Origin of the sequence: Bacteroides ovatus, assembly GCF_001314995.1 — a bacterium.
Taxonomy (GTDB): domain Bacteria; phylum Bacteroidota; class Bacteroidia; order Bacteroidales; family Bacteroidaceae; genus Bacteroides; species Bacteroides ovatus.
In genome coordinates, this window is the sequence record NZ_CP012938.1 from 3,947,401 (window position 1) to 3,973,815 (window position 26,415).

At 40.5% G+C, this 26,415-nt stretch carries 15 protein-coding genes and 1 pseudogene; 4 read left to right on the forward strand and 12 right to left on the reverse strand.

The features are described from left to right. Positions 1-4: 4 nt before the first annotated feature. Both Bovatus_RS15350 and Bovatus_RS15355 read right to left on the reverse strand, forming a co-directional pair. On the reverse strand, positions 5-1,996 hold the full coding sequence (locus tag Bovatus_RS15350; protein WP_004298570.1) for an FAD-dependent oxidoreductase: 1,992 nt from the start codon (positions 1,994-1,996) through the stop codon (positions 5-7). 118 nt (positions 1,997-2,114) lie between these two features. Further along, complete coding sequence (locus tag Bovatus_RS15355) at positions 2,115-4,244, reverse strand: alpha-galactosidase (RefSeq protein ID WP_004298571.1); 2,130 nt, start codon at positions 4,242-4,244, stop codon at positions 2,115-2,117. Between the two features lie 185 nt (positions 4,245-4,429). On the opposite strand from Bovatus_RS15355, the gene Bovatus_RS15360 reads away from it, so the two are divergent. Continuing rightward, positions 4,430-8,392, forward strand: coding sequence for a hybrid sensor histidine kinase/response regulator transcription factor (locus Bovatus_RS15360; RefSeq protein ID WP_004298573.1), 3,963 nt, complete (start codon positions 4,430-4,432; stop codon positions 8,390-8,392). A 38-nt stretch (positions 8,393-8,430) separates the two neighbouring features. Here Bovatus_RS15360 and Bovatus_RS15365 read toward each other — a convergent pair. Then, positions 8,431-8,844, reverse strand: a pseudogene (locus Bovatus_RS15365) (IS66 family transposase); the annotation flags it as partial. 120 nt (positions 8,845-8,964) lie between these two features. Then, positions 8,965-10,632, reverse strand: coding sequence for a group II intron reverse transcriptase/maturase (gene ltrA, locus Bovatus_RS15370; protein ID WP_004298575.1), 1,668 nt, complete (start codon positions 10,630-10,632; stop codon positions 8,965-8,967). A 1,115-nt stretch (positions 10,633-11,747) separates the two neighbouring features. On the opposite strand from ltrA, the gene Bovatus_RS25775 reads away from it, so the two are divergent. After that, positions 11,748-11,879, forward strand: a complete 132-nt coding sequence (locus Bovatus_RS25775) for a hypothetical protein (RefSeq protein ID WP_256380922.1) — start codon at positions 11,748-11,750, stop codon at positions 11,877-11,879. A 95-nt stretch (positions 11,880-11,974) separates the two neighbouring features. Here the strand turns inward: Bovatus_RS25775 and Bovatus_RS15375 are convergent, their stop codons facing one another. Beyond that, positions 11,975-14,182, reverse strand: a complete 2,208-nt coding sequence (locus Bovatus_RS15375; RefSeq protein ID WP_224440832.1) for a T9SS C-terminal target domain-containing protein — start codon at positions 14,180-14,182, stop codon at positions 11,975-11,977. 171 nt (positions 14,183-14,353) lie between these two features. After that, positions 14,354-16,348, reverse strand: coding sequence for a glycoside hydrolase family 97 protein (locus Bovatus_RS15380; RefSeq protein ID WP_004298582.1), 1,995 nt, complete (start codon positions 16,346-16,348; stop codon positions 14,354-14,356). A gap of 206 nt (positions 16,349-16,554) precedes the next feature. Between Bovatus_RS15380 and Bovatus_RS15385 the strand changes: the two genes are divergently transcribed. Beyond that, positions 16,555-18,792 (forward strand): glycoside hydrolase family 3 N-terminal domain-containing protein, encoded by a 2,238-nt coding sequence (locus Bovatus_RS15385; RefSeq protein ID WP_004298584.1) that lies wholly within the window; start codon positions 16,555-16,557, stop codon positions 18,790-18,792. A gap of 49 nt (positions 18,793-18,841) precedes the next feature. Continuing rightward, positions 18,842-20,635: a glycoside hydrolase family 2 protein gene (locus Bovatus_RS15390; RefSeq protein ID WP_004298585.1), complete on the forward strand. Its 1,794-nt coding sequence runs from the start codon at positions 18,842-18,844 to the stop codon at positions 20,633-20,635. A 101-nt stretch (positions 20,636-20,736) separates the two neighbouring features. Here Bovatus_RS15390 and cysK read toward each other — a convergent pair whose 3' ends face one another. The 6 genes from cysK to Bovatus_RS15420 all read right to left on the reverse strand — a co-directional run bounded on the left by cysK (position 20,737) and on the right by Bovatus_RS15420 (position 25,573). After that, the gene (gene cysK, locus Bovatus_RS15395; protein WP_004298586.1) at positions 20,737-21,684 is read right to left on the reverse strand and encodes a cysteine synthase A; all 948 of its coding nucleotides are present in this window, start codon (positions 21,682-21,684) and stop codon (positions 20,737-20,739) included. A 121-nt stretch (positions 21,685-21,805) separates the two neighbouring features. Next, a complete protein-coding gene (locus Bovatus_RS15400; RefSeq protein ID WP_004298587.1) occupies positions 21,806-22,147 on the reverse strand; it encodes a cupin domain-containing protein in 342 nt (113 codons plus the stop codon). A 29-nt stretch (positions 22,148-22,176) separates the two neighbouring features. Further along, the gene (locus tag Bovatus_RS15405) at positions 22,177-22,977 is read right to left on the reverse strand and encodes an alpha/beta hydrolase (protein WP_004298588.1); all 801 of its coding nucleotides are present in this window, start codon (positions 22,975-22,977) and stop codon (positions 22,177-22,179) included. 19 nt (positions 22,978-22,996) lie between these two features. Beyond that, the gene (locus Bovatus_RS15410) at positions 22,997-23,524 is read right to left on the reverse strand and encodes a hypothetical protein (RefSeq protein WP_224440831.1); all 528 of its coding nucleotides are present in this window, start codon (positions 23,522-23,524) and stop codon (positions 22,997-22,999) included. 5 nt (positions 23,525-23,529) lie between these two features. Next, positions 23,530-25,002 carry an N-6 DNA methylase gene (locus tag Bovatus_RS15415; RefSeq protein ID WP_004298590.1) on the reverse strand — a complete coding sequence of 491 codons (1,473 nt, stop codon included), beginning with the start codon at positions 25,000-25,002 and terminating at the stop codon, positions 23,530-23,532. 7 nt (positions 25,003-25,009) lie between these two features. Beyond that, positions 25,010-25,573 (reverse strand): restriction endonuclease subunit S, encoded by a 564-nt coding sequence (locus Bovatus_RS15420; RefSeq protein WP_004322923.1) that lies wholly within the window; start codon positions 25,571-25,573, stop codon positions 25,010-25,012. Between the last annotated feature and the right edge of the window lie 842 nt (positions 25,574-26,415).

Below are 26,415 nucleotides of genomic sequence, written 5' to 3' on the forward strand. Positions count from 1 at the left end.
TTTCTTATTCAAATTGGGGAACTAACAATACCGCATCGGCCGGCACAGTTCCTATGGCATTCTCACTGGAGATCTCTACATACCCTTGCTCAGAAGGTTCAAAATGACATTCATCCAGCAAATACCATTCTCCGGTGGTTTGGCCTTCTATCTTCAAAGCGTTAGGAGTCACTATAATGTGCCGTGTACCCCTACCATTTCCAATCCTGACAGTATACGTATCCGCCTGCTTCATCTTGGGAGAATAAATATAGACTTTATACAATCCTTCCTTCTTTATCGGAAGCTGATATCTCACTTTGGCTATATTCCTGCCATCCGACTCATGCGTACGGAATGTAAGTCCATATCCGGGTTTCTGTTTCGTTTTCCAGTCTCCGGTCATCTGAACATACGCTGCCTGGTCATCATCCACCAGTATATCTCCCGGTCGGCCGTCGGAATAAGGATTTTCGTCCAGCAACCGTTTAATGTCAGACACACAAACTTCTTGCACATCACATTTGTTATCTATGGCGAGACTGGCCGCTACTGCCGATGACTGTGCCAGTACCATAAAAACCGGTTCCATACGAATAGAGCCATAAGCTATATGAGAAGCGGAAAGACAAACCGGTACCAGAAGATTCCTGACTTCTTCCCGACGGGGAACTATGCAGCGATAGGAAATCGGATAAGGTTTGAAACCACCGACTTCGACATTTCCCTCATTCTTTACAAAGCCATTGATAACGTGTCTGTCACAATTATGCGAATCCATAGTATAAGCAGCCCAACCAATGCCATCGTCACATGTCTTCTTTCCGACACAATGCTGCTGAGTCATCACCACTTCTCCAAGCATTCTGCGCGCCTCACGAACATACAACTGATGTGACCAATACCCATTGCCTACAAATTCATCTTTCGGATAACCCCATTTCCTCATTTCGCGCCTGATCTCCTTTGGAATCCTTCTATCATGCCCGACAAAATAAAGCAATCCCTTCGTATAATCCACATGTTCTTGCCAAATACTGTCTCTTTTTTCATAAGAGGCTTCCGGATATTCCCAATTAGCACCAATCATATCCGTAGAAAAAGCACCTTTATTATTGATATCAGTCTTATCGCCGGGCATCAAACTCCAGATAAAAACATCTTGTAACCCTTTCCAAGGCTCCACTTCTTTCAAGCGAACCAATAATTCATATTTCTTCGAATCATAGTTTTCCGGCCGGGTAATGGGTATTCTATTTCTCGGATTGTTGGTCAAAGTAATCCTGAAATTATAAGCTTGTATCTTCTTATCACCGCTGCCCGTAGGTTGAGGAACAGTATGATGTATTCCCCACAACAAACCGCTTGTCGGATCACCCTTAATCTTATAAGGATCAACTTTTCGGTTAAATTGATGACCTTTATGTATTTGAACTCCGTTTAGAGTCTCACCATAAGTAGCATTAGACTCACGTCCGGTCATATATGACACACCCGCCCGTGCCATCAAATCTCCCTCATATGAACAGTCTATAAACACTTTAGCCCGAACACTCCTGTTTGTTGCCGGCTGCGGATTATATGTATTCTCCAGCATTATTTCATTTATCTTCCTTTCAGCCACTGTAGAAGATACGATACGATATTCATACCAAGTTTCTATCTCTGCCTTATTTATATAATCGACAAAAATAGATTCTGCTACTTTAGGTTCAAAAATCCACTGCTCAAGCTTACCATAGTGCGTTCCCAGTTTACGATAAAAATCCAGGGCCAATCCTTTTACCACATATTTATTGCCGATATCCGTATATCCCAATCCTCCGGAAGTCATCCCACCCAGATTACGGCGAGGTTCGATAAGAATGACACTCTTCCCCATATTCTTAGCCGTATATGCCGCAATGACACCCGCGGATGTACCACCATATATACATATATCTACTTCACGAACCGACTGGGCCTTTATGCCATCGAACACCCAAAAGAGTAAGGATATTAAAACCGTATACTTCATATATTTTTCTATTATATTAATTCATGCACCTCTTCATTATTCATCATTTCTTCTGATTGACCATGCAAACATAGTATTTCATGAGGTTATGCACTCATTCTAAAGTCTCAAACACTTTCTATTTTATCTCAACCAGGCTTTGCGATTGAACTATCACGTATTTATACACCACATAATCATTCATTGAAGGTAAAAAAACCTCAATTGTTCCTTTTTCATCCACTATTGTCTTTATCGCTTTACCGTGTCCCAACAGAGGTACACATTCTATTTCCGTTCCCGGAGCCAACCAAGTTTTTACATGATAAGATTGCAAAGGATGATACTCTCGAAAAAAAATAAAGTATCCTTGGTGCTCCCGTATAGATTGGAAACCTGTCCATGACCTGCCGTCGGGCATATCACCTACCGGCAAAATGATTCCCTGATGAAAATCATGTTGAAAACCACGATATTTTTCTACCTGTTCACGCAACAGCAAAGCCTCTTGCGGCAGATTAGTTCCCTCCATCCAAGCCAATGGCTGCCCTGCCATAGTAATGGCAAAAAGATATTCAAATGAATAATTAGCCGGCCCGAAAGGATCATTGGCATACTTCTTCTCATTACGCCATTTATTTAAAAATTCAATTTGTAGCTTTTCAGCAGGTACATATTTGGAAAGCTGCCACAAGTTACGTAAAGTCCAATAAGGATAATAATTCTGCCAATCTGTATACCGATTTTCCAAGAATATATTTCCATACCGATTAAATGTATGGTATCCCCCACGGCGACCGGCCGTCGCATCCAAATTAAAAACCACTTGATTGTCGGTTTCAGCCAAAACGTAGTCAAACAACCTATGCAAATTCATTTCCGCTTCTTTAGTCGGGATAGACAGTCCATCAATCTTAAATATACAGATGCCATATTCTTTATATAATCTGATAATAGCTTCCGCATCCTTTTTCCAATCTGCAAAATTATCTTGTATGCTGGGATTAAACCACAATGCTATGTCAATGCCCAGTTCTTTGCCTCTTTTTATGATAGGAGACAATCCGCGAGGATACTTGCTTTTATCCGGTGTCCAATAATCCGGATTACTCCATATATCCTTAAAAGAGCCTTTCGCTACTGCCGAATTAGGACTCTTCCCGGTTTGCCAGCCATCGTCAATCTGAAAATGAGTAATTCCCAGTTGAACCGCCCGCTCTAATTCCCGCAAGCAAAATGCCTCGTTTACTTTCGAATCTTGACTGCGGTCTCCCCATGTATTCATCATTATCATTTCATCCCGTTGAGGAAGCAGCCGGCGTATTTGTTTCTGATAAGTACGTAACGCCACCAACTTGTCAACCGCTTCCGGACCATAAACCCCGATAACGCATCCATAAGCAGGAGTCCATTTGTCCGGAGTAATATCTTTCTCTGAAACCCCTAGGCCCGTAACAGTAAAGCTCCCAAACTCAGCCATAAAATCATATCCTTGATAGGCTAGCTGTACATTTGAGCAAGGAGCCTCTTTTAGAAAAAAGAAACCGTTCTTACTGATATTTTCACGAACTTGTAATAGATTTCCCCGATAATGATTTTTACGATAAGACAGGAAGTTTCTCTCCACCACTAAATTATTATTCCAGTCTGTCGCATCAAAGAATTCAATACAATCGACATTCCAGTGTTGCCCTTTGAAATTCAATTTATCAAGCGTAGATGCAGTTTGGTTAATTTGCATATCTTCAAGGAACTCAATATTCTTTCGATCGGCATTATTCAACTCCTCACTTTTCCCCAGAATGGACACATTCCCTTTTAAATAGGTGTTGCAGGCGATAGCCGGACAATCATTATATACTTTATAAACACGTTTAACTTGCAACTGCCGTAAAGCAAACTTTACTTCTATCTGCAAATATGCCGGGTGAATAGTTGTTTGCGCCACCCGTACTATATCTACAGAAGCTTTCTCCGCCTCCACAAGTTCTTTATTTAATTGAAAATCAGGAGTACGTGAAGTATTCCTCCAGGAATACCGATTTGTTTTATCAGTCAGTGTATGAGTTATCAGATTTCCATTATTCCAAAGAAAAGTACGTTCAATCCGATTATTCCCCATAATCAATGTATCCTTCTTTAAATAACCATAAAAAGTGTCTTGAGCCACCACCGTCTTTCCTAAAAGAAATAACAACCCCAACAGAAAAAAAGACTTCTTCTTTCTTCCCCTATTCAAGTGTTTTTCAAACAATAGCTGTACTTTCATCACATTTGTATTTTTAAATTCTGCCGTAAAAGTAGAAATGCTTCTTCACAGATACAGAATTATATATCTCAAAAACATTCTTTTCTGTCTCATAGAAAAGAAACAAAAGAAAAAAATAATATATTTGCAGCATGTATCGTTTGTGGTTTACATTCATTATAACTTTGTTTTCCTGCTTTCATTCTATGACAGCAACAACACATGACAAGCCTTTCTTCTTTCAACATCTGACTATGGAAGACGGGCTTTCCAACAATCATGTATCAGCTATTTTCCAAAGTAAGGACGGAATTTTGTGGCTAGGAACACAAAAAGGACTGAACTGCTATGACGGTCATAATTTCAGGCTCTATAAAAAAAGAGATTCATCCACCGCCAACAGTATTAGAGGAAATGGCATTAAAAAGATTCTTCAAGACCGCGACAATAATATCTGGGTACAACACGAAAAAGGAACGGACGAAATCAATTACATTACCCGAAATGTCCGACATGGATGGGCGCACGACTCTATCGGAAAATCAGTTATCGATATCTGCACTGACTATAATCAACAACTGCTCATCCTCTGCGATCAGGAAGTATGGCAATACATAAAACCGTCACGGTCTTACAAACGGTTGTTCACTGCCCCTGAAAACTACTCCCTATTCTCTCTAATAAAAGATAAACAAGGAGGATATTACATTGGTACCCGACAATATGAGGTGCTAAGATGCGACAGCAACTGGAATATCACATCACGAATCCAGTCTGCACTAAAACAAAAAGGTCCGGCAAACAAAGGATTGGTTTTTCCTTTGTGTATAGACTCGGAAAACAGACTTTGGTATGGCATAAAAAACCAAAGTATCGAACGGTATACCCCTCAAACAAAGAGTATCACCAAATATAGCTTATCGAATACATCATTTATCAATCCTGACGTACGCGACATGATTGAAATGGATAAAGATTATATGCTTATCGCAACTTTTAACGGTCTTTTCAGATTGGATAAAGAAACCTTGAATCCTTCTCACGTTCTTTCTCCACAAACAGAGGAAGAGGGCACTTTAAACCATTTCTCGATTTATAGTCTCTACAAAGACAAGCAGAACATTTTGTGGGTAGGTACTAATGCAGGAGGCGTGAATTTTTGTCATCCTTACAATCAACGTTTCAAAACGATCCATCCCAATCTGTTTTTAGGACGCATGGGGATGATACGCAAGGACCAAGAAAACAATATATGGGTAGCTACAGAAGGCGGAGGATTGTTCTCTTACAACCAGCAAACCGGTTATCAGGAAAATTATCTAGTACACGGCAAAGAGAAATCAACCTATTATGCCAATATCCTCAAATCTCTGTTTATTGACGGAGATTCTATCTGGTGCGGCAATCAAAAGGGAGAGATTTTTATTTTCTCCATAAAAAAGAAAAAGTTCTCATTCTACACACGTCTAGGTGACAGTAATATCCTTGCTATTTTTAAAGACTCCAAACAACATATCTGGATTGGCACCAAACAAGAAATTATACAGTTAGCAAAAAATGCCGACGGAAAATATGTCAAACAGTCAACTAGCAGTCTTATTCCCATAGAAGACGTATGTGTCATAGAAGAACTTCCAAACGAAATCATACTGTTCGGTTCCAAAACGAAAGGTATCTATATATACCATACGTCAACCAACCAATGGCAACATCTTGATAATCGTTTCTTTAAACTTCCGGAAGATACCAACATCAGCATAACTTCTTTCTGCAAAACGAAAGACAACCAGATATGGGTGACAACAGAAAATCAAGGGTTGTTCCTATTGGATACGGACTTTCAAATAAAGGAGCATTTATTCCATTCGGGAAACAATTATCTGGAAGATTTGTATCACGTAGCAGAAGGAAAAGAAAACCAGCTATGGCTGATGACCAACAAAAGCATTCTTTTGTATGATACCAATACGCGCCTCATCCGTTCATTTGACAGCCATAACGGACTTAACCTGAAGGACTTCAGTGCCTATTCTTGCTGGATGGATATCAATCGGCAACTGTGGTTTTCGGGCAACCGGGGAATTGCAATGCTGGATACCGAAAATTTTCCACTAAATACATCACGTTCTCCAATCATCTTCACTGATTTATTGGTAAACAACCGTGTTCAACACCCTTTGGCACCCGAATCCGTATTGAAACAGAATTTTAATGAGACTCGGACACTGAGCCTTAATTACAATCAGACTAATATCGCTATCAGTTATACCTGTTCCAATTTCATCTATCCGGACAACAATACCTTTTTTTACAAAATGGATGGTGTAGATGAAGAGTGGATTGATGCCAACAACCGGAAAACGGTATATTACAGTAACTTGCGCCCGGGACATTACCGGTTTCATATCAAAGCCTTCAACAACGACAATATGTTCTGCGGAGAAAAAGAGATAGAAATCATCGTTCTCCCTCCTTTTTGGATACGCTGGTGGGCATTTCTTATGTACGCAGTCATTATATACTTGTTGATACACAGATACGTAATATACCGGCAGAGAAAACAAAGACTAGAGCATGAATTGCATCTGAAACAGATTGAACAACAAAAAGCGGAAGAACTGAATCATGAGCTGCAATTGTTTTTCACCCAAGTGGCACACGAATTTCGTACTCCTTTATCTTTAATATTAAATCCTCTGGACGAAATACAGGATAAAATTATACACATAGCAGGCGTGCAAGAAGCATTGAAACTTATCCGCAGAAATGCACAACGGTTGCTGGCATTGGTCAACGACCTGATGGATTTGCGGAAAATAGAATCCGGAACGGATAAGCTAAACCTTTCTAATTTTGATTTCAACGATTTCACCAAAGAAGTTTATTATACTTTTCAAGGAATTGCCGGACAACGTCATCTAAAATTTTTGTTAAACTTGCCAAATACTCCCATCATGGCTACTTTTGACAGAGAAGCCATGGAGAAGGTACTTTTCAATTTGCTTTCCAATGCTTTCAAATTTACTCCTGAAGGCGGAGAGGTACACCTGTCCGTCACCACAGAAAAAACTGTCGAATCCAAAAGTATCCTGATTGAGATAAAAGATACCGGTATCGGTATCTCGCCCGAAGACGTTGAGAAGATTTTCCGTCCCTTTGCCCTATCACGTAAAGACTTGCATGGAAATATCAGCGGCAGTGGAGTAGGACTGAGTATCACCCGGACAATTATAGAACATCACAAAGGAACCATACAAATTCAAAACAATCCTCCGCACGGGACTTGCATCCATATAGAACTTCCCTGGGTATTCAATCCCCAATACACCATCTCGCCCACTATCATTGATGAAGAAGACGTGAGAAAGGAAGACATCGGACAATTCCCGCTAAAGGTAAATCTGCTCGAAAAAACTATCTTGCTGGTAGACGACAATCCTGAGATACTGAACTATCTGAAAAAAGAACTTGGAAAATCTTTCAATATACTCACTGCCACCAACGGAAAGGAAGCATTGGGCATGTTACAACAACAGAATATCTCATTAGTGGTGAGCGATGTCATGATGCCCGAAATAGATGGTATCGAATTATGCAAACGAATAAAAACAGACCATAACCTGTCTCATCTCCCCATCATCCTACTCACGGCAAAAGCCATGAATCTGTATATAGAAGAAGGCTTCCAGGCCGGAGCAGACGATTACATCGTCAAACCCTTCAAAGTGTCTACACTGAAAATACGTATCAAAAATATTCTGAACCGACAAGAGAAGATGAAAAAGATTTACGGCAAGCAATTATCATTGAAGAGTGCCGGCATAGAAGTAGAATCTATAGATAAAGCTTTTGTTGATAAATACATTGCCATTGTCAAAGAAAACATCTCTAATCCAGATTTCAACATTGACCAACTTTGTAAAGAACTAGCTATAAGCCGGGCCAATTTATATAGGAAAGTCAAAGCAATCACTACCTTATCACCAGCGGAAATGATAAGAAATATACGTTTGGAATGTGCTTCCGAATTATTACGCAACTCACAACTGACTGCCACCGAAATCGCAATACAAGTCGGATTCGGCAGTTACAGCCATTTCAGCGATTTCTTCAAAAGTATATACGGGATATCTCCTAAAAAATACAAAGAACAATACGGAAAATCCTGATTTAACGCAGTTAAGCTGTAAGCGTCTCCGCGTTGCCGTTACTTTCTCCATTTGTCCGGTAACAGTTCCCTTAGCACCTTTTTGTCAGTGTTTGGTTTAATCCCAATAAATCTGTTAAGTATGTCTTTGAAGTAGTCGAATGTGTTTATCCCGTTAAGTCTGCATGAGCACGCCAATGAATATATCAGCGCCGCTCTCTTTGCCCCTTGATGACTTCCGCAGAATAGCGAGTTCTTTCTACTTAAACTGATATACCTGTTTAACCTTTCTATCTCGTTATCCAGCTTGTAGTCCGGTTTGAGCACATAATTGCACAATGCCGGATATTCATTCAGGGTATAATTGACCGCCTTGCTCAAATTACTTTTGGGCAGGGTTGTCTTTTTCGTCTGTATTTGCAACAGTTCATCTTTTAATTCGCTTAATATAGGGAGCATATGCTTCTTTCTGTATTATCGGGTAGGTCAAGGGCATTACTGCCCTCTTCCCCCCTCAGAACCGTACGTGAGGGTTTCCCCTCATACGGCTCAAGCTTTTCAAAGTCTCTGTTCGTGTGCAGAGACCGGCTCATCCTACTTCTTGTTTCCATTGTTTTTACGGGATAATTTGAAACATTCATCATGAACCAACAGATTGCATTTCCGTCCGTCTTGTACGGTCGGCATTACATTCCATGCCTTATGCGTGTCAATCGGTTCACCACATATCGGACATTTCCGACCTTGCTTTTCCCATAGGTAAAGCAGGGATTTACGTCCTTTCAGCGTCACAAGCATCTTTGACTTCATTCTTTTATTGAAGTACAGGCGGCAGTCTGCGTCAAACGGATTCATGTCCCCCTTTATCTGCGTATATTGCAGAAAAGGAAACGAAGATGCCAGTTTCAACAAGGTGAGTTGGTCTTCTTTGCCGTTTGATTTCTTGAACTTAGCGGCGAAAGTCCAACTGTTCCCTCGGATATTGTGCCAATAGCGGTCTTTTATCCACCGTTTCCCCTTCTTGGAGTGACGGCGTTTAGCCCACTGCCACAAGGCGAGAAATATCTGATGGTCGATTCTGTGAAATGAATCACGTGTCGCCCCATGCTGATAATATGCTCCCCATCCTCGGATTTTAGCGTTCAACATCCTGATTAACGACTCCTGCTTACAACCTTTATGGCCTTTTGTCACCTTACGGATATTTTCCATAAAACGTTTTTCGGCTTTCTTGGTCGGCTTGGTCAATATTTCATTGCCGTATTTGCGGATATTGAACCCGAGAAAATCGAAACCGTCACGAATGTTGGTTATCACCGTCTTTTCTTCCGATAGGGTCAGACCTCTTTCAGACATAAAGTCGGCTACCAATGGTTTGATTTCCTTTTCAAGTGTTTCACGGTTCTCGCAGGTAATTATAAAGTCATCAGCATAGCGGACAAGATTCACCATTGGCGAATATAACTTGCCTTTGATTCTAACTCGCTTATATTTCTCTGCAAGGACTTTCTGCAATCCGTCCAATGTCATATTGGCAAGCGTGGGAGAGATAATGCCACCTTGTGGCGTTCCCTCCTCTGTCGGGAACATCTGTTTGTTGAAGACATAGCCGCATTTCAGCCATTTTCGGAGTATTGCCTTGTCCATAGGGATGTTGGCAAGCAGCCATTCGTGGCTGATATGGTCGAAGCACCCTTTGATGTCACCCTCCAAAATCCATTCGGGAGAATAGCCTTTTCGGAGAATGTTATGGCATTGCATTACCGCGTCCATACAGCGGCGTTCCTTGCGGAAACCGTATGAACGTGAGTCGGCTGTTGTTTCCGACACTGGTTCTAATGCCATAAGGTAGAGTGCTTGCATGGCTCTGTCTTTCATTGTCGGTATTCCCAACGGTCGCAGTTTGCCATTACTCTTTTTGATGTGGACTCTTCTCAATGGCTTCGGCTGGTAGCCTCTGCGTTTGAGTTCGCTTATCGCTTGTGTTTTTGCTTCGGGTTTCTCCCATGTTTCCATGTCCACTCCGGGGGTGTTGCCACCTCCGTTAGAAGTAATTCTCTTTACGGCTAAGGCTTTTGCGTAAAAAGAGTGGGTCAGCGTCCACTGCAAGGCTTTCACCTTGTTGTATCTGCCTTCCTTCTGAGCCTTTACAATTCGTGCTTGTAGCTTTCTGACAGCCAACTCCGCTTTAGTCCAGTCTATTCTGTCCCAAAGTGTTTGCTGATTGTCAGCAGGCGCACACGATGTCTTGTTTTCGTTCATTTGCTTTCCTCCTTTTGAAAGTTCTAAAAGTTAATTGTAAAGAATCACCATTTGACAACATTCGGTTTGATTGCCTACCTAATGTCGTCACAGAAGTCTGCCCACTTTCGTGTCGGATGATGTCGCCCACATCAGCCCGTGATGTCGGTTCAATCCGTATCCGCTCCATTACAGAACGGCGTTCGCTTTTTCTGTTATCTTATACCTGCACACCATTCGGCCTTCATTGCTGTCAGCTTACCTGTCATTTTTACATGACAGGAGATATACAGGCTTACCATGTTCCACATAGATAACTAACGAATAGGTTAGGTTCTGTCTCATCCTCCGGCGGTGCTTATATCCGTGTAATCCTACCATGGAGAGGATTAACCGACCGCTTCCCTTTTGGGTAGAGTGTGCCAGTATCTTACACTCTTTCGTGACATTACGAAGTTTACTAACAGTTCGCTTGCGCTAACCATACTATCCAGCCTCGCCACTCTACGGTATGATACTAACCGTACTTGACTTCCCCTCACGGTTCTGTCTTGTCTTGCGAAAGTGTACTTCGTCCCGACCGCTTAATACAACATTAAGGTGCATCGGTCGGTAGGCTACCGCTGACGGAACAGCGGGTTAAAGCTGATACCCGTAAGTATCATTCCAACAATTATCTATGCGACTTCATGTCGCACCCATGACTTGTCCGGGTGGGTATTCAGGTGGCATTTTCAAGGTATTTCTTATAGTCGAATACTATCTTCTCCCTTTTTCTGGTGGAAGACAAGCAAGTTCCGATTGTCCCACATATTGTGGGAAAGTATTCTCTAATATTATGGGAAAAGATTCTCTTATTTTGTGGGAACAAATTCCCATAATATCAGAGAATACTTTCCCATAATATATGGGACAAAGAGAATATGTACTTCTCTGATAATGGTTGACTAGTTGTTTCTTTATTCTTGTTATAGGTTGGCAGGAAAGACACTATGAGAAATGAATCCAACAAGTATGAGAAACAGGGTAAAATCGGGGGTATTTGACGGAAAAACTATGAGAAATGCTGTTTTAGAAATCATTTCTCATAGTCTATTCTATTAGCTTTCTGCTACTTATGATTGATGAATGAGAATATGAGAAATGAAAATGAAAAATCGTTTGCAGGGAGCGGTAAAACAAGACGGCAGCGCGGAGACGCTTACCGGTACAATGTGAAGGAGGTGAAGAGCGATTTATCTCATCTTTTACGTTTCCAATCACCATAAAACACCGATTCACAATCATCCGGGCTAATGTGAAACCTATGAACCTTCGAAATGCCTCTTTATAGTAGAAACTTCAAAAGACCTCAAAGAAAGAATCAATCAACAGTGTAAAGGTTGAGTCTTGCGGTATCTATTCCATATACGATGACAGGTGCCCCGGTCAATGATATGGTTGCCTTATGATCAGGAGCTCTCAACCGTATTTTCTGTCCAATGACGTTCACCAACTTCAGACTTTCTCCGGCAGCAGGGAGTTCCAACTCCGTGTGCACACGCCATGTATCCACCCAAGGTTCTGGAGACAGGGCATTGTGTTTCTGGATAAACCCTTCCGCTCTATTCCAAAGGACGGCCATCGCCCCGCTGGGAGTGTCGAACAGCAATCCTCTATGATGGCTGTTCTCATCTGGGAATTTAATCCATCCCTTGCATGTTGCCCCGTCCAGTGCTTCGGCAATCGTGCAATAAGCCATCAGTGAAGGCTTAAAGCTAAGATCTCTGTTGATAAGACCGAAGAAATACTCCCGGTTGCCGGCATTCACTCCCAGTTGGTCGAACCAAACTGAATTAAACAATTGGTAATAAAGAGCATTCTTCACTCCTTCCGCCGCTGCCAATACATACGACAAGACTACATTCTCGGCAGAACCACGAGGAGTGTCGTTCCATGAATGATTGGGATAATCCAACGCATAAACCTCCGTCAAATACAGTTCCTTATTTCCGCCATGCTTCTTTATAAAATCATTTGCCAATCGAATGGAAGCGTAATAATTCCAATAAGGATATCCTTTAACCGGTTTCTGATATTTTTTCCACGGAGTAACTACAGGATAATCAGGAGTATAATTTCCTCTACCCGGATGCAATGCAATGCCATCCAACAAGTCCCAACCACCAACCTCTACCAACTTATTCATAAATATTTCATCCCAACCTGCCATGCCAAATGAAATCAGTTTAATTGCCTGCCATTCCGGTTTTTCCTGCTGCACCCGGCGAATTGTTTTCAGCCACGCCACATAAGGTTCAAGCAACACAGCGCCTCCGATGCCATCTTTGCTTACGGCAATACCTGCATTATCCATGTTGATTTCATTGCCAAACTCCCATATCCTATTGCCATTGCAAACCATTTTTTCAAGACAAGCACGAACCGTTCTTTTACGCATCTGTTCGTCCCATTCCTTTTTCCAATTAACATTATTATGGAACATCGCCCATATAGAAGGAAAATTTGCCGTATCTCCATTCCGCAACCATTTTACTCCCATTCTCTGCAACAAGCGGCTCAAATTATCCAAATCAGGAATCTCCCAATAGGCAGAAAGCCCCATAATGCTTTTCTCAGGAGAAGAAAAAAACTTATGAGGAGGCAATACGCAAATATTAGTTCTGGAAAAAACTTGCTCACGCCCCTCATTGTCGACCAGAGAGGCTTCTACAAAAAACAAATCCCGTTCTTGCTCCGACCTGAACCGGACAGGCCGAACAACACACTCTCCGCTAGCTAATACCAAAGCTTCGCTCTGTCTGACAACTACATTGCCCTTAAAATCACGTACCCAATAATTTAACCTAAAGTTCTTTTTTTCTTGAGCTGTATTGGTTACGTTAACATTCACTTCCAAAGTCTCCAAGGCGTCTTCCCACCAGTTGTAGGTTTTATCTGTAGTCAGAGTCAGTGCAAACGGACGCCCGTGCCATCGTGAGCTGATGACCTCGTAAGATTCGTCTGCCGAAGCAATCACAACAGAAAAGCGAGTATCCAGAACCTTTTCTCCCTGTAGACTTTTCTCAGTAAATACTGTATGTCTGAATCCCTCGTCTTTCCAATTAAGATTAGCAGAATTACCTTTGTTATACGCCAAACATATCTTATAATTGCCGTTCCGAAAAGGAACAAATTTTGCATCAAACTCTTCAATGGGAAGCCCACCTTCAGAATGACGTTGCCAAAGACCAGTTTTCGCTACAGGCAGTTCCAAGCTCCGCTCCCCTAATAAAACGAAACGGAATTGGGAACCGCCCCATTTCTTTTCTACATATCCTTCGGGCATCCCACTAACAGTATAATGGACATCTACCGCAGAAGGACGTGCTATATAAGTACCCGTAAGAACCAGCGTCTCCGGAATTTTCCTTCCACTGTCATCTCTTTCAGGAAACGTAAAATGAGCACGAATAGCCTGACAACCATCCTCCTTCACCATTTCATAAGTACACGCTTCCGGAACAATCGCCGGTGACCATCCCAACCTCATACTTCCCAACCGGACAAGCTTTTCCGATTGTTTATTCATAACAAATATTTCGTCAAAACCGGATGCTTGAAGAATATAACTTGCAGTTTCAATCCTACAAGTCTCCTTAGCATATATGGAATGGTTGCCTAAGCAAAATAGCATACCGATATATATAAACGGCCACAAAAGGACCTTTAAAAGAATATTATTCCGTCTTTCCATTGATAACTACGGTTTTTTATAGATTTTCATTGCGCAACCTCCACCTGGCGCCATAGATATCTTCAGTTTCCTGTCTGCAGGAATATCAATCACTTCTTTTACATAGTCGGATGCTACTCTGTGAGCATTTGCTCCATCACGATAGACTTCCGCCGCAAACGCACCTTCACCGACAAACGACAAGTCAAGTGTCAACGTGCGTTCATCCCAATTAGTCATTGCTCCCACATACCAGTCTTTTCCTTTCTTACGGGCAATTGCCACATATTTCCCGATAGCCCCATCCAAAGATATTGTATGATCCCATACAGTGGGGATCGAAGTTATAAAACTCGTACATTCCGCTTCGCGCTCATACATAGAAGGACTGTCACACAGCATATTCAAAGGAGATTCAAAAACTACATACTCCGCCAACTGACGACAACGAGTGCCTTGACTCATCGGCTCCTCAGTAATATAGCGGAAATTCTTTTTATTTGCGTTACGCATGGCACCTTGCGTATAATCCATAGGTCCGGCAAGCATACGGATAAACGGAATAGTCACATCATAAGTCACCTGATCTATATTATTACTAGTAAACTTTAATTGTTCAAGCCCATGCACTCCCTCAAAATTAAGCACATTCGGATAAGTGCGGTTTAGTCCTGTCGGCTTATAAGCTCCATGAAAATCCAGCAATAACCGATGTTTTGCAGCAATCTCCGCCGCTTTATAGTAAAATTCAACCATCGGCTGGTCATCCCTGTCCATAAAATCAACCTTAAAACCTTTTATTCCTAACTCGGAATAATGCTTGCAGACTTTCTCCAAATCACGATTAAAGGCATAATATCCCGCCCATAAAATTAACCCGACATTACGGGAAGCGGCATAATTTATCAGTTTCTTCAAATCAACTTCCGGTACTACCTGAAAAAGGTCTGCCTTCAAATTCACAGCCCATCCTTCATCCAGAATTACATATTCAACGCCATGACGAGAAGCAAAATCAATATATGCCATATAAGTTTCATTATTCACTCCGGTCTTAAAATCAACTCCTTTCAAATTCCAGGCATTCCACCATTCCCAGGCAACTTTTCCCGGACGTATCCATGATATATCCTTCACGCGCGAAGGAGCAGCAAGCTTATAGACCATATCATTATCTGCCAACTCTTTATCATTCTCGGAAACGACAACAATACGCCAGGGAAATACAGCATTAGCCTGACAACTAGCGATATAAGGTTCGCGCACTTGTATCACTTCCTGCAAGGAATTATATCCTCCTTGCTTTTTCTCCTTGGGATAAGGAGCATATACTCCCTCCAATGCGTTCCGATCTTTCGTTTTAACCAGAAACATACCGGGATATTGTTCCAAATCAGCCTCAGCAATACATAATTTACGATTATCACCCGTCTCAACAACCATAGGAGAAAATAACAGTTTATGAGGATTCATCCGGCTAATGGCCTCATAAGTATATATATTTTCAAATGAATTAAAGAACTGCTTCTCACGGTCTTCGCTTTTAGTACGGACATACGGTATGTAAGCATTCCGGTCTGTCTGGAAATGAAAACGCGCTTCTTCCGACACTACCGTAAAAGGCTTATCCCCGCTCGATACAAAACGATAGGCCATACCTTCATTATACATCCTGAAAATAAGGTTAAAACCATTCTTAAAAACCAGTGTCATCTCATTGAAATGGTCAGTAACGGCAGCACGTTTATAAAAAGGAGAAGCTATCGTCTTATTCACCGTATTATTACGCACAGACCGTACTTTTGAGTTTGGTCCCCACACCTCTCCGTCTCCCAATATCATAGAAATAGAAGAAGGATAAATCAAAGTATCGCCTTTATGTAACAATGCATAAGAAAGAACATTCCCCGTTTTTACAGACACCTTCAGTTGTTTGTCAGGAGAGAATACTTCATAGCGTTTCTGGCTCCATCCCAAAGTAGCCGAAAACAGAAATAGAGAAATTAATGTAATGTTTTTCATATTTATTCTTATAACTTGGTTTTAAATGATTGAGAGCAAAACTATACATTTCATTCCTTGCTAACAAGCGTTGCAAGGCTAAATTTCGGGTATGAGACGATTCCGCAAGTTTTTGAGACGCACGCCTTTCTTACCTATGTTTATAAGCCCTACTTTTGTAAGCATCATTACGGAAAATCATAATCACCATTCAATCAAAAAATAAAATGAGAAAGTATATTGTTTATATCCTACTACTTATTAATTACAGCATATTGCTGAATGACTTATCGGCACAACCTATAAAAAAAGATTATAGCCGGAAAGTAGATTCTCTTCTTCAACAAATGACGTTGGAAGAGAAAGTCGGACAGATGATCCAATACTCCAATGACAAACTCCAGACAGGTCCTACCATCAAAAACCAAAATCATGTAGAAGAAATAAAAAAGGGAATGGTCGGTTCGATGTTCAACATCATTACGGTAGAACGTGCCAGACAGTATCAGGATTTGGCTATGCAATCACGCCTCAAGATTCCTTTGATATTTGGTTTGGATGTTGTGCATGGGATGAGGACTATCTTCCCTATTCCATTAGGAGAAGCTGCCAGTTTTGACCTGAAAATGATAAAGAAGACCGCCCGGATAGCCGCTTCCGAAACGTCAGCATACGGTATTCACTGGACCTTTGCGCCAATGGTAGATATAGCCAGAGATGCCCGTTGGGGAAGAGGTATGGAAGGTGCAGGCGAAGATACATGGTACGGAAGCCAGGTAGCCAAAGCGCGCATAGAAGGCTTTCAGGGAACAGACTATTCCCGACAGAATACTGTTCTTGCCTGTGCCAAACATTTAGCTGCATACGGTGCTGCCCTCGCCGGAAAAGACTACGCGGAAGCCGATATTTCGGATGCTACACTCCATCAAGTATATCTCCCTCCCTTTCATAGTGCTGTAAAAGCCGGTGTAGCTACGTTAATGACAGGATTCAATGAAATAAACGGTATTCCGGCTACTGCCCACAAATATCTTCAAAGTGAGCTATTAAAAGAAAAATGGGGATTTAAAGGTTTTACCGTAAGCGATTGGGGTTCCATTGGAGAAATTGCCCGACACGGAATGGGCAAAGACAACAAAGATGCTACCAGAATTGCCGTCATAGCAGGATGTGATATGGATATGCACTCCATGTCTTATAAAAGAAATCTGGTCGACCTTGTAAACGAAGGCCAAGTAGATGTAAACCTGATAGATAATGCCGTAAGACGAATACTGACATTGAAATACGAATTAGGGCTGTTTGACGACCCTTATTGTTACAACAACAGATATCAGGAACTAAGTGATAAAAAGATAATCAACGAACATCGAAAATCAGCACGCCTGATGGGAAGCAAGTCAATCGTCCTTCTCAAAAACAATCAAGTCCTTCCTATCCAGCCGCATATATCCAACATCGCACTAATCGGTCCTCTCAACAAAGCCTCCAAAGATATGTTAGGCAATTGGAAAGCAGTAGGAGACGAAAAAGAGGTTGTTACAGTCGATGAGGGTTTACGTAATGCTATCCCACACGCACAAATAAGTTATATCGAAGGATATGATTTGGAAAATAATGAACTCAAACCATTACCGGCATTAGACCGCTTCGACATGATTATTGTAGCGGTAGGAGAAAGAGCAATGGAATCAGGAGAAGCAAGGTCAAAAGTGGATATCAATATCCACAGAAATCAACAGTTGCTAGTAAAACAATTAAAAGAAAAAAGCAACAAACCGGTTGTAGCACTCATAATGGGAGGACGACCATTGATTTTCTCAGATATGGAACCTTATGCCGATGCCATACTAATGACTTGGTGGTTGGGATCCGAAGCAGGGAACTCTGTTGCAGATATACTCACCGGAAAATATAATCCTTCCGGAAAGCTACCGGTTACTTTTCCCAAACAAGTAGGTCAATGTCCTATTTATTATAACCAGAAGCGAACCGGAAGACCTTGGGTTCCCAATAATCTATATGTCAGCGGATACTGTGACGAAACAGCTTTGCCTGCCTACCCCTTTGGTTTCGGACTAAGCTACACACAATTTGAAATAGACACCCCAGTACTTGAGAAAGAGAAATATTTTTTTAACGAACCTATTAAGGTAAAAGTAAAAGTCAGAAATAACGGAAAATATAAAGGAATAGAAACCGTACAACTCTATTTACAAGACGTCGTAAGTTCCATTACACGTCCTCTCATAGAGCTTTGCGGCATCCGACAAGTAGAATTAGCACCTAAAGAAGAAAAGATTGTCGAATTCATTCTGTTTACGGAAGATCTTTCATTTTACAGCCATGAAAAAGTATTCATTACTGAACCCGGCGAGTTTAAACTATTTGCAGGTAATAGTTCCGACAACCTACGGGCTACCTCTTTTGAATTACTGGAGACACGAATATCTTCCAACAAATAGCCTGACTTCATTCAGATATACAACATAATAACTGAAATAAATAACATTTATGAGAACTAAAAAACACATCATCCTGACGTTATTGTCACTCATCCTGGTAAGTCAAAACTGTCGGTCTCAGGAGCTTATCGCAAATGTCTATGGACGCAACTACCAACTACTGAATGGCAAATGGAATGCAATCATAGACCCTTATGACCAAGGCATCCGAATGGGTATGTTTAAGAATAAAAAGCCTGTGGGTAAAACTGATTTTTATGAATACTCATTTGAGGAAGGTTTAATTTTGAACGTTCCTTCCGACTGGAACTCTCAGATTCCCGAACTTAAATTTTATGAAGGAACAGTTTGGTATGCTCGCCATTTGGACATCAAGAAAAAGGAAAACGAAAGATTGTTATTATACTTCAATGCAGTCAGTTATCGTTGTAAAGTGTACCTAAACGGGAATGAAATAGGTCAGCACGAAGGAGGGTTCACTCCTTTTCAAATAGATATAACTGATAAAGTTAAAGAGAATGATAATTTTCTGGCTGTAGCAGTGAATAACACCCGAACCAAAGATGCAATACCCGCCATGTCTTTCGACTGGTGGAATTATGGAGGAATTACAAGAGATGTCATGCTTGTAACAGTTCCTCAAAAGTATATTAAAGATTATTTTATCCAGTTGGATAAATTCAATTCTGATAAAATCAATGCGCATATTTCTTTGTCAGATAAAAAAGAGGGGCAGAAAATAATACTTGAAATACCGGAACTGAAAGTAAGAAAAGAATTAGTAACAGATCTTTCAGGTAGCGCACAACTCTCTTTCACAACCCGAAAGTTACAACGTTGGTCACCCGAATCTCCCAAACTATATACAGTCGTTATTTCATCCGATTCCGATAAAATAGAAGAAAAGATTGGATTTCGTAATATCTATGTGAAAGAAGAAGATGTTTATCTAAATGGCGCCCCCATCTTCATGCGAAGTATAAGCTTCCATGAAGAAATACCACAACGCAAAGGACGCGCTTTTTCAGAAAGCGATGCAATCATGCTATTATCGGAAGCAAAAGCATTAGGAGCTAACATGATTCGTTTAGCTCATTATCCCCAAAACGAATACATCGTAAGAAACGCTGAAAAAATGGGGTTTCTTTTATGGGAAGAAATTCCTATCTGGCAAGGAATAGACTTTGGTAATGAACAAACCAAAAATAAAGCCGGTACAATGATTAAGGAAATGATCATGCGTGATAAGAACCGATGTGCTCTTATATTTTGGGGAGTTGCCAACGAAACAGCCACTTCCGAACCTCGTAACCAATTCCTCAGATATTTAATTAATTGTTGCCATGAATTGGATACTACCAGACTCATTACTGCCGCATTTGATCTGGCAAGGTATAATCAAGAAACAAAAGCCTTCGAGATGAAAGATCCATTCATAAAAGAACTGGATGTGGTTGCAATCAATAAATATATGGGATGGTATCACAATTGGCCTGCCAAACCTGAGCAGGTAAAATGGAATATCGCATCTGGACAACCTCTCATTATATCAGAATTCGGAGGGGAAGCGTTGTATGGGAAAAAAGGCAAAGTTGATATCAAAAGTTCATGGAGTGAAGATTATCAGACGCAATTATATCTGGATAATTTAAAAATGTTCAGCCATATTCCTAATCTACGCGGAATATCTCCATGGATCTTATTTGATTTTCGCTCTCCTTTTCGCTTTCACCCCAATCAAGGAGGTGAATGGAATCGCAAAGGCTTAGTATCCGATCAAGGATACCGTAAAAAAGCTTGGTATATCATACGAGATTATTACAGTAGTTTTAATAAGAATTAGCGAACGTCTTATAAAATAATGGAACGAAATACATGAGGATGAATTATTTATCAAATATTAGTTTTGACACATCCATCCTCATGCCATAAATTAGTTCATCTTTACAAAGGATATTCCTCAAAAGCATACAAAATGGTAGATAAATAACGTTCACCTGTATCGGGTAATAATGCAACAATCATTTTCCCGGCATTTTCCGGTCGCTTCGCCAGTTCCGTAGCAGCATATACGGCTGCGCCTGAAGATATGCCTACCAACAAACCTTCCTGTTTGGCTAATTCACGACTCGTACGAATGGCATCGTCATTCTGCACCTGAATAATCTCATCTACGATAGAAGCCTTGTACGTTTTAGGAACAAACCCTGCACCAATTCCCTGAATCTTATGCGGCCCTGGTTTTCCTCCCGAGAGTACCGGAGAATCAGAAGGTTCTACTGCCACGATCTTTATACTCGGATCACGCATCTTCAGCGCTTCACCTACACCGCTAACTGTCCCGCCAGTACCTACTCCGGCTACAAAGATATCGACTTTCCCCTCGGTATCTCTCCATATTTCCAGACCAGTAGTTCGTAAATGCATGGCGGGGTTAGCAGGATTCTCAAATTGTTGCAAGATGACTGCCCCCGGAGTGACCGCTTTCAGTTCTTCAGCTTTGGCAATGGCTCCTTTCATACCATCTGCACCAGGAGTCAATACTAATTCCGCACCTAAAGCTTTCAGAAGATTACGCCGTTCGATACTCATGGTATCGGGCATCGTCAGAATCAGTTTATAGCCTTTAGCAGCTGAAACAAAAGCCAATCCCACACCGGTATTCCCGCTGGTCGGTTCAATGATAGTCGCTCCGGGATACAAAATTCCTTTCGTTTCTGCATCCTCAATCATAGCCAATGCTATGCGGTCCTTCACGCTTCCTGCGGGATTGAAAGATTCAATCTTTACAATCAGACGAGCTTTCAGGTCGTTACTTGTATTATAGTTACTAAGTTCCAATAACGGAGTGTTACCCACCAAATCCGTCAATTTTCTTGCTATCTTTTCCATATATATCTGTTTTAAATTTCTCTTGTTTTAATATATGACAAAGATAGTGCGGATTCTGTTCAGGGTAAATACCATATATGTGGTAAATTCATACCACATATATCTGACTTCCTGCCAGATATTATATTAAGAAATCAGCTCTCATAGGGCTGAATGTATCAATCAATACACCTGCTTCCAGACAAACACATCCATGAGGCTGGTCAGGTTCCACATAATAACCATCACCTGTAGAAAGAATTTCTTTCCGATCTCCAATGGTCAATTCAAACTTACCGCTTGCAACATAAGTAGCCTGGCTATGATAATGTTGATGCATAGAACCGACGGCACCTTTCTCAAATTCCACTTTCACCATCATCAGTTGCCCGTCATACCCCATTATCTGGCGACGGATTCCCGGAGCCGGTTTCTCCCAATCCAATTCTTTCTCAAACTGAAAAGCATCACTGCGTGTTTTCATCTTCCAATCTATTCTTATTTATAACTATATTATTTGAATCTCTTCACATAATCTGCAATCAGATAACATGCCGGGCCGAGTACTTGCCCATGATCGAATCCTTGCATTTCGTACAAAGTCACTTTCTTGTTACCTATACTTTTCAAGACAGCTTCCAACAACGCATTTTCTTCATATCTTGCCGCCATCTCCAGATGCTTGTCCCCCGTAATCAACACGAGAGGAGCTGTTTCCTTACGAGCCTTATTTACCGGAGCATACTCATCAACCACCGGAATACCGTCAGGCAAACCGCGTTCCTTACGAATAGTGAAATGTGTCACCGTCTGACCACTCACCGGAAGATAAGCAGCTACACTATCGGCATCTGCTCCATATGCTGCCATGTACTTTTTATCCATTGCCAGAATCAACGAAAGATAGCCTCCCGCTGAATGACCGGAAACAAAAATGTGATCCTTACGACCACCATACTTCTCAATATTCTTGAAAACCCATGCCACAGCTTCAGCCGCATCTTCGATGTAAGCCGGATTCTTTGCTTTCGGACTCAAACGGTAATTCACCGCCACTACTGCAAACCCTTGTTCTCTCAATTCTTTGGGAATAAATTTATTTCCACCTTCCATACCACCACCGTGAAACCAGACGATAGTTGAGAAATCCTTCTTGTTTTCAGGATAATAAATATCCAGTTTACAACGTTCCAGACGATAGGTATCCGTTTCGGAGCCAGAGACATAAGATATATCTTTGTTTGTGCGATAAGCATTTTGTGCTTGAGCAATGCAAGCACAAAGCAAAAAGAGAAGAAGGCAAATCTTTTTCATGGTTTCATTTATTTTATATTCATCTATTAGTACTATTCTTAAAAATTACTTTAGAGTTAATAATGTCATGTTCATCAATATATAATTCAGGATTCTCACCTGAGCTTTCCACCAAAGCTTCGATTGTGATACACTCATCCGGCAGCCACTGTTTAAAATGTAGCATATTATCTCTCAGTTCTACCATGTTATTTTCCGTGGCTGATAATTGAATCATCTTTTTTATATTTCTCGTATATAATGGAAGGCCACCCCCTTTAACTACTAAAGAAGATTGGGCACCTTCCCCAATAATATTCTTATTTCCCGTATTCTCTAACGTATAACATATTCTCCAAAGATTTTCAACCAGTATCGTATCTTCATACTGTACAAAGACAGTAATCCCCGGTATTTTAGGTTTTTGCGTCAGCAATGTACTCTCTGTACAGCAAACCGTCACTCTGACTTTTTCTTTCGAGAAATATGAAAGCAAAGTAACCACTCCCGCTAGAATTGTGACTGTTGTAACTACAATTTCTATCATATGTCTGTGTCTTTTTTTCATAATTACTATTCTTTAGTCAGTTCCCTCAATCGCCATGCACAATCTTTGAATTGCTTATCAATATACGTTAGCCGCTCTTCCAATTCATCAATTTTTCGTAAAGCATCTTTTACATCAATCTCCTTTCTTTCAATCTTATCCTCCACATATTTAATTACTTTCAAGTCATATTTGTTATGCCGTATCTCATCCTGCGTAGCAACATAGACCGGACAACCGTTTTTTTCTCCCCCCACCTCTTCTCCGATAAGAAACTTCTTATATATATTCGGAAGTTGTTCCAATACTTTATCAGAAAGTTTATAAAGACCTTTATTCGAAATATACCCCTTCCGTGCGTCAACGAATAAAGTTTGCGTCCTCATTCTTTCTTTTCTGAATACGAGAATTGCCGTAGAAATAGCCGTTCCATGAAATAGATTCGACGGCAATTCAATAACCGCCTCAAGTAGATTGTATTCAATAATCTGCTCTCGTATCTTGCTTTCAGTATTTCGGAACAGAACACCTACCGGCACTACTACAACAGCTTGTCCATCATTCCGCAAACTTGCCAAAATATGACTTATATATGCCCATGTAACTTGACTTTTAGGAGGAATACCATATTTAAAGCGTCTGTAAAAATCATCATAAGCTTCCTCAGATGCCCACTTATCTGCAAATGGAGGTACAGAAACAACAATATCAAACTTTTTCAACCCTCCATGATCCAATAATTTAGGACTACGAAGACTATCTCCCCAAAGAAAAGTCGCACCCTTGAAGCCATTCAGCATCAGATTCATTTTTGTCAATGCATACAAATTCCAATTCACTTCCTGCCCATAGATATCAGTACCCCTGATCCCCATTTTTTTACCGACCTCAATCAACAGAGTACCACTACCAGAAGCCGGATCGCACAAACAAGCATTTTTTCTATTGCCATCTATTAGTTTCGTGATCAAACTAACTACCTCTGTAGGAGCAAGTACATTATTTATCTTTTTCCCCGCCTCTTCAGCAAAAATATATAATAACTGATTATATAAATCACCAACATCTATCAACTGCCCGATAGCATCAGTCAACCTGACTTCTTGAAAAAGTTGAAGGAGTCCACGCAATTTACTCGATCGCGTGTTTGCTTCTCCTAATATATTACTTTCAAAATCAATAGCTTTATTGATTTCATAACCTTCAGTTACGAACCCATTTGCCTGCTCCAATTCATAAAGAGCCATATTTATCAATCTACCAAGATCCGGTGAATCAAGCGCTTTACATAGATAATCAAAAGAACTACGCTCGGACACCAATAAGTGTAGAGTAAGTTTGTTATCGTCTTGTTGAAAAGAATCATTAGACTTATAATATTCACTTGCAGACTTCAGAAATAGCAAAGCCAATACATAATCCCTACACTGATTGGCAGAAAGCGTTCCACCCAAGATTTGGCGCGCTTTATTTGCAATATAATACGCTTTTTCTTTCATAGTACAATCATTTTAAAGAATCCATCAGCAACTGATCCTGCAAACTTTGTTTAAGTTCATTTATTTCACTACGAATACATTCACTTTCTCTTCTCAACTGATCCATTTCTACAACAAGCTTCTGTACTTCTATAGATGGTATATCAAGCTGTATTTCTCCTATTACCGATTGGGGAATCACTTGAATGCCCGTACCTACCGCTGCGCTCTTCAACATACCAAGAATAGACGGCGTATTTAAAAAACAACAAAGAAATTCCGGTAATACATCACTAGTAATGGGACGTATAATAATAAAGGATGAAGATGCTATAGTACTTCGTTCTGCCCCCTCATACAATATGCAATAATTAGAGCCTCCTTTAGCCGCAAATAGCAAATCACCTTTTTTCAACCAATGCTTATCATTAATTCCTGTATTTATTACCGTAGCTACTTGAGTATAATCAAGTCGACTCTCCGGATCAACATCCTTCACCTGCAAATATCTGACCTCACCCTGCGAATCAGTTTTCATATATATACCGGATTGCATCATGGTTATATCCTTTAAAGTTACTTTCTTATTCATTATTTCTTTTATAATACAGACTCTACTTAATATAATTAATTCAACTATTAAAATAACTATCTCCCGGTTATCAACATGCTCACAACGGATAGATACCACAAATATATAGCTTTTTTCATTATTTACAAGTAATATGAAGGAAAAAAACAGGTAAATAAGCAAAATATCTCTTTTTATTCACTCTCTTCGAATTTAGTCAAGTAGAGTTTCTACTATATTAAAGACATGAAGCGAGATATGTATAAATTGAAAAGAATTTCATCGTCGAGAAAAAGAAGAACATTGCAACCTATCCATGGACGTCAGCAGATGTTCCCATAACTATTCGGAGCAAAGCATACCGACTACCCGGCTGAACAGAAAACCGTAATTCTACCGGTTCTATTGCTTATCTTGTACAACATCATGATAGTCCGGAACCCAAAGAATACGACATCGAATTAATCCCTTATGGATGTAGTACCCTACGGATAACGCTGTTTCCCGTAAGATAAGTTCAATAAGTATTAGAGATTTTGTTTGCGTAACATATAATAAAAACTATAAATTGAAACCTAAACATGAAAGAAAGAAATCCATATAAGCACCTGTGTCCTACTCTAACGAAGTATAATATCATAACAATATACATAGCCGGTTCTTATGAAAGCTAGAACATAAAGCATCTCCTGAAGGCTTAAGGCTACAAACTCTTATGGGGTTTGCAGCCTTTTTTGTTGCAAAAAATCAAGTAGAAACTACTAAAACGGCAGATGAGAGTCTATAATAAACTCCAGACCCGTTTATAATAAACGATGACGGTTTTTATTATAAACTAAAAAAGAGTTTGTGCATAAATGGTA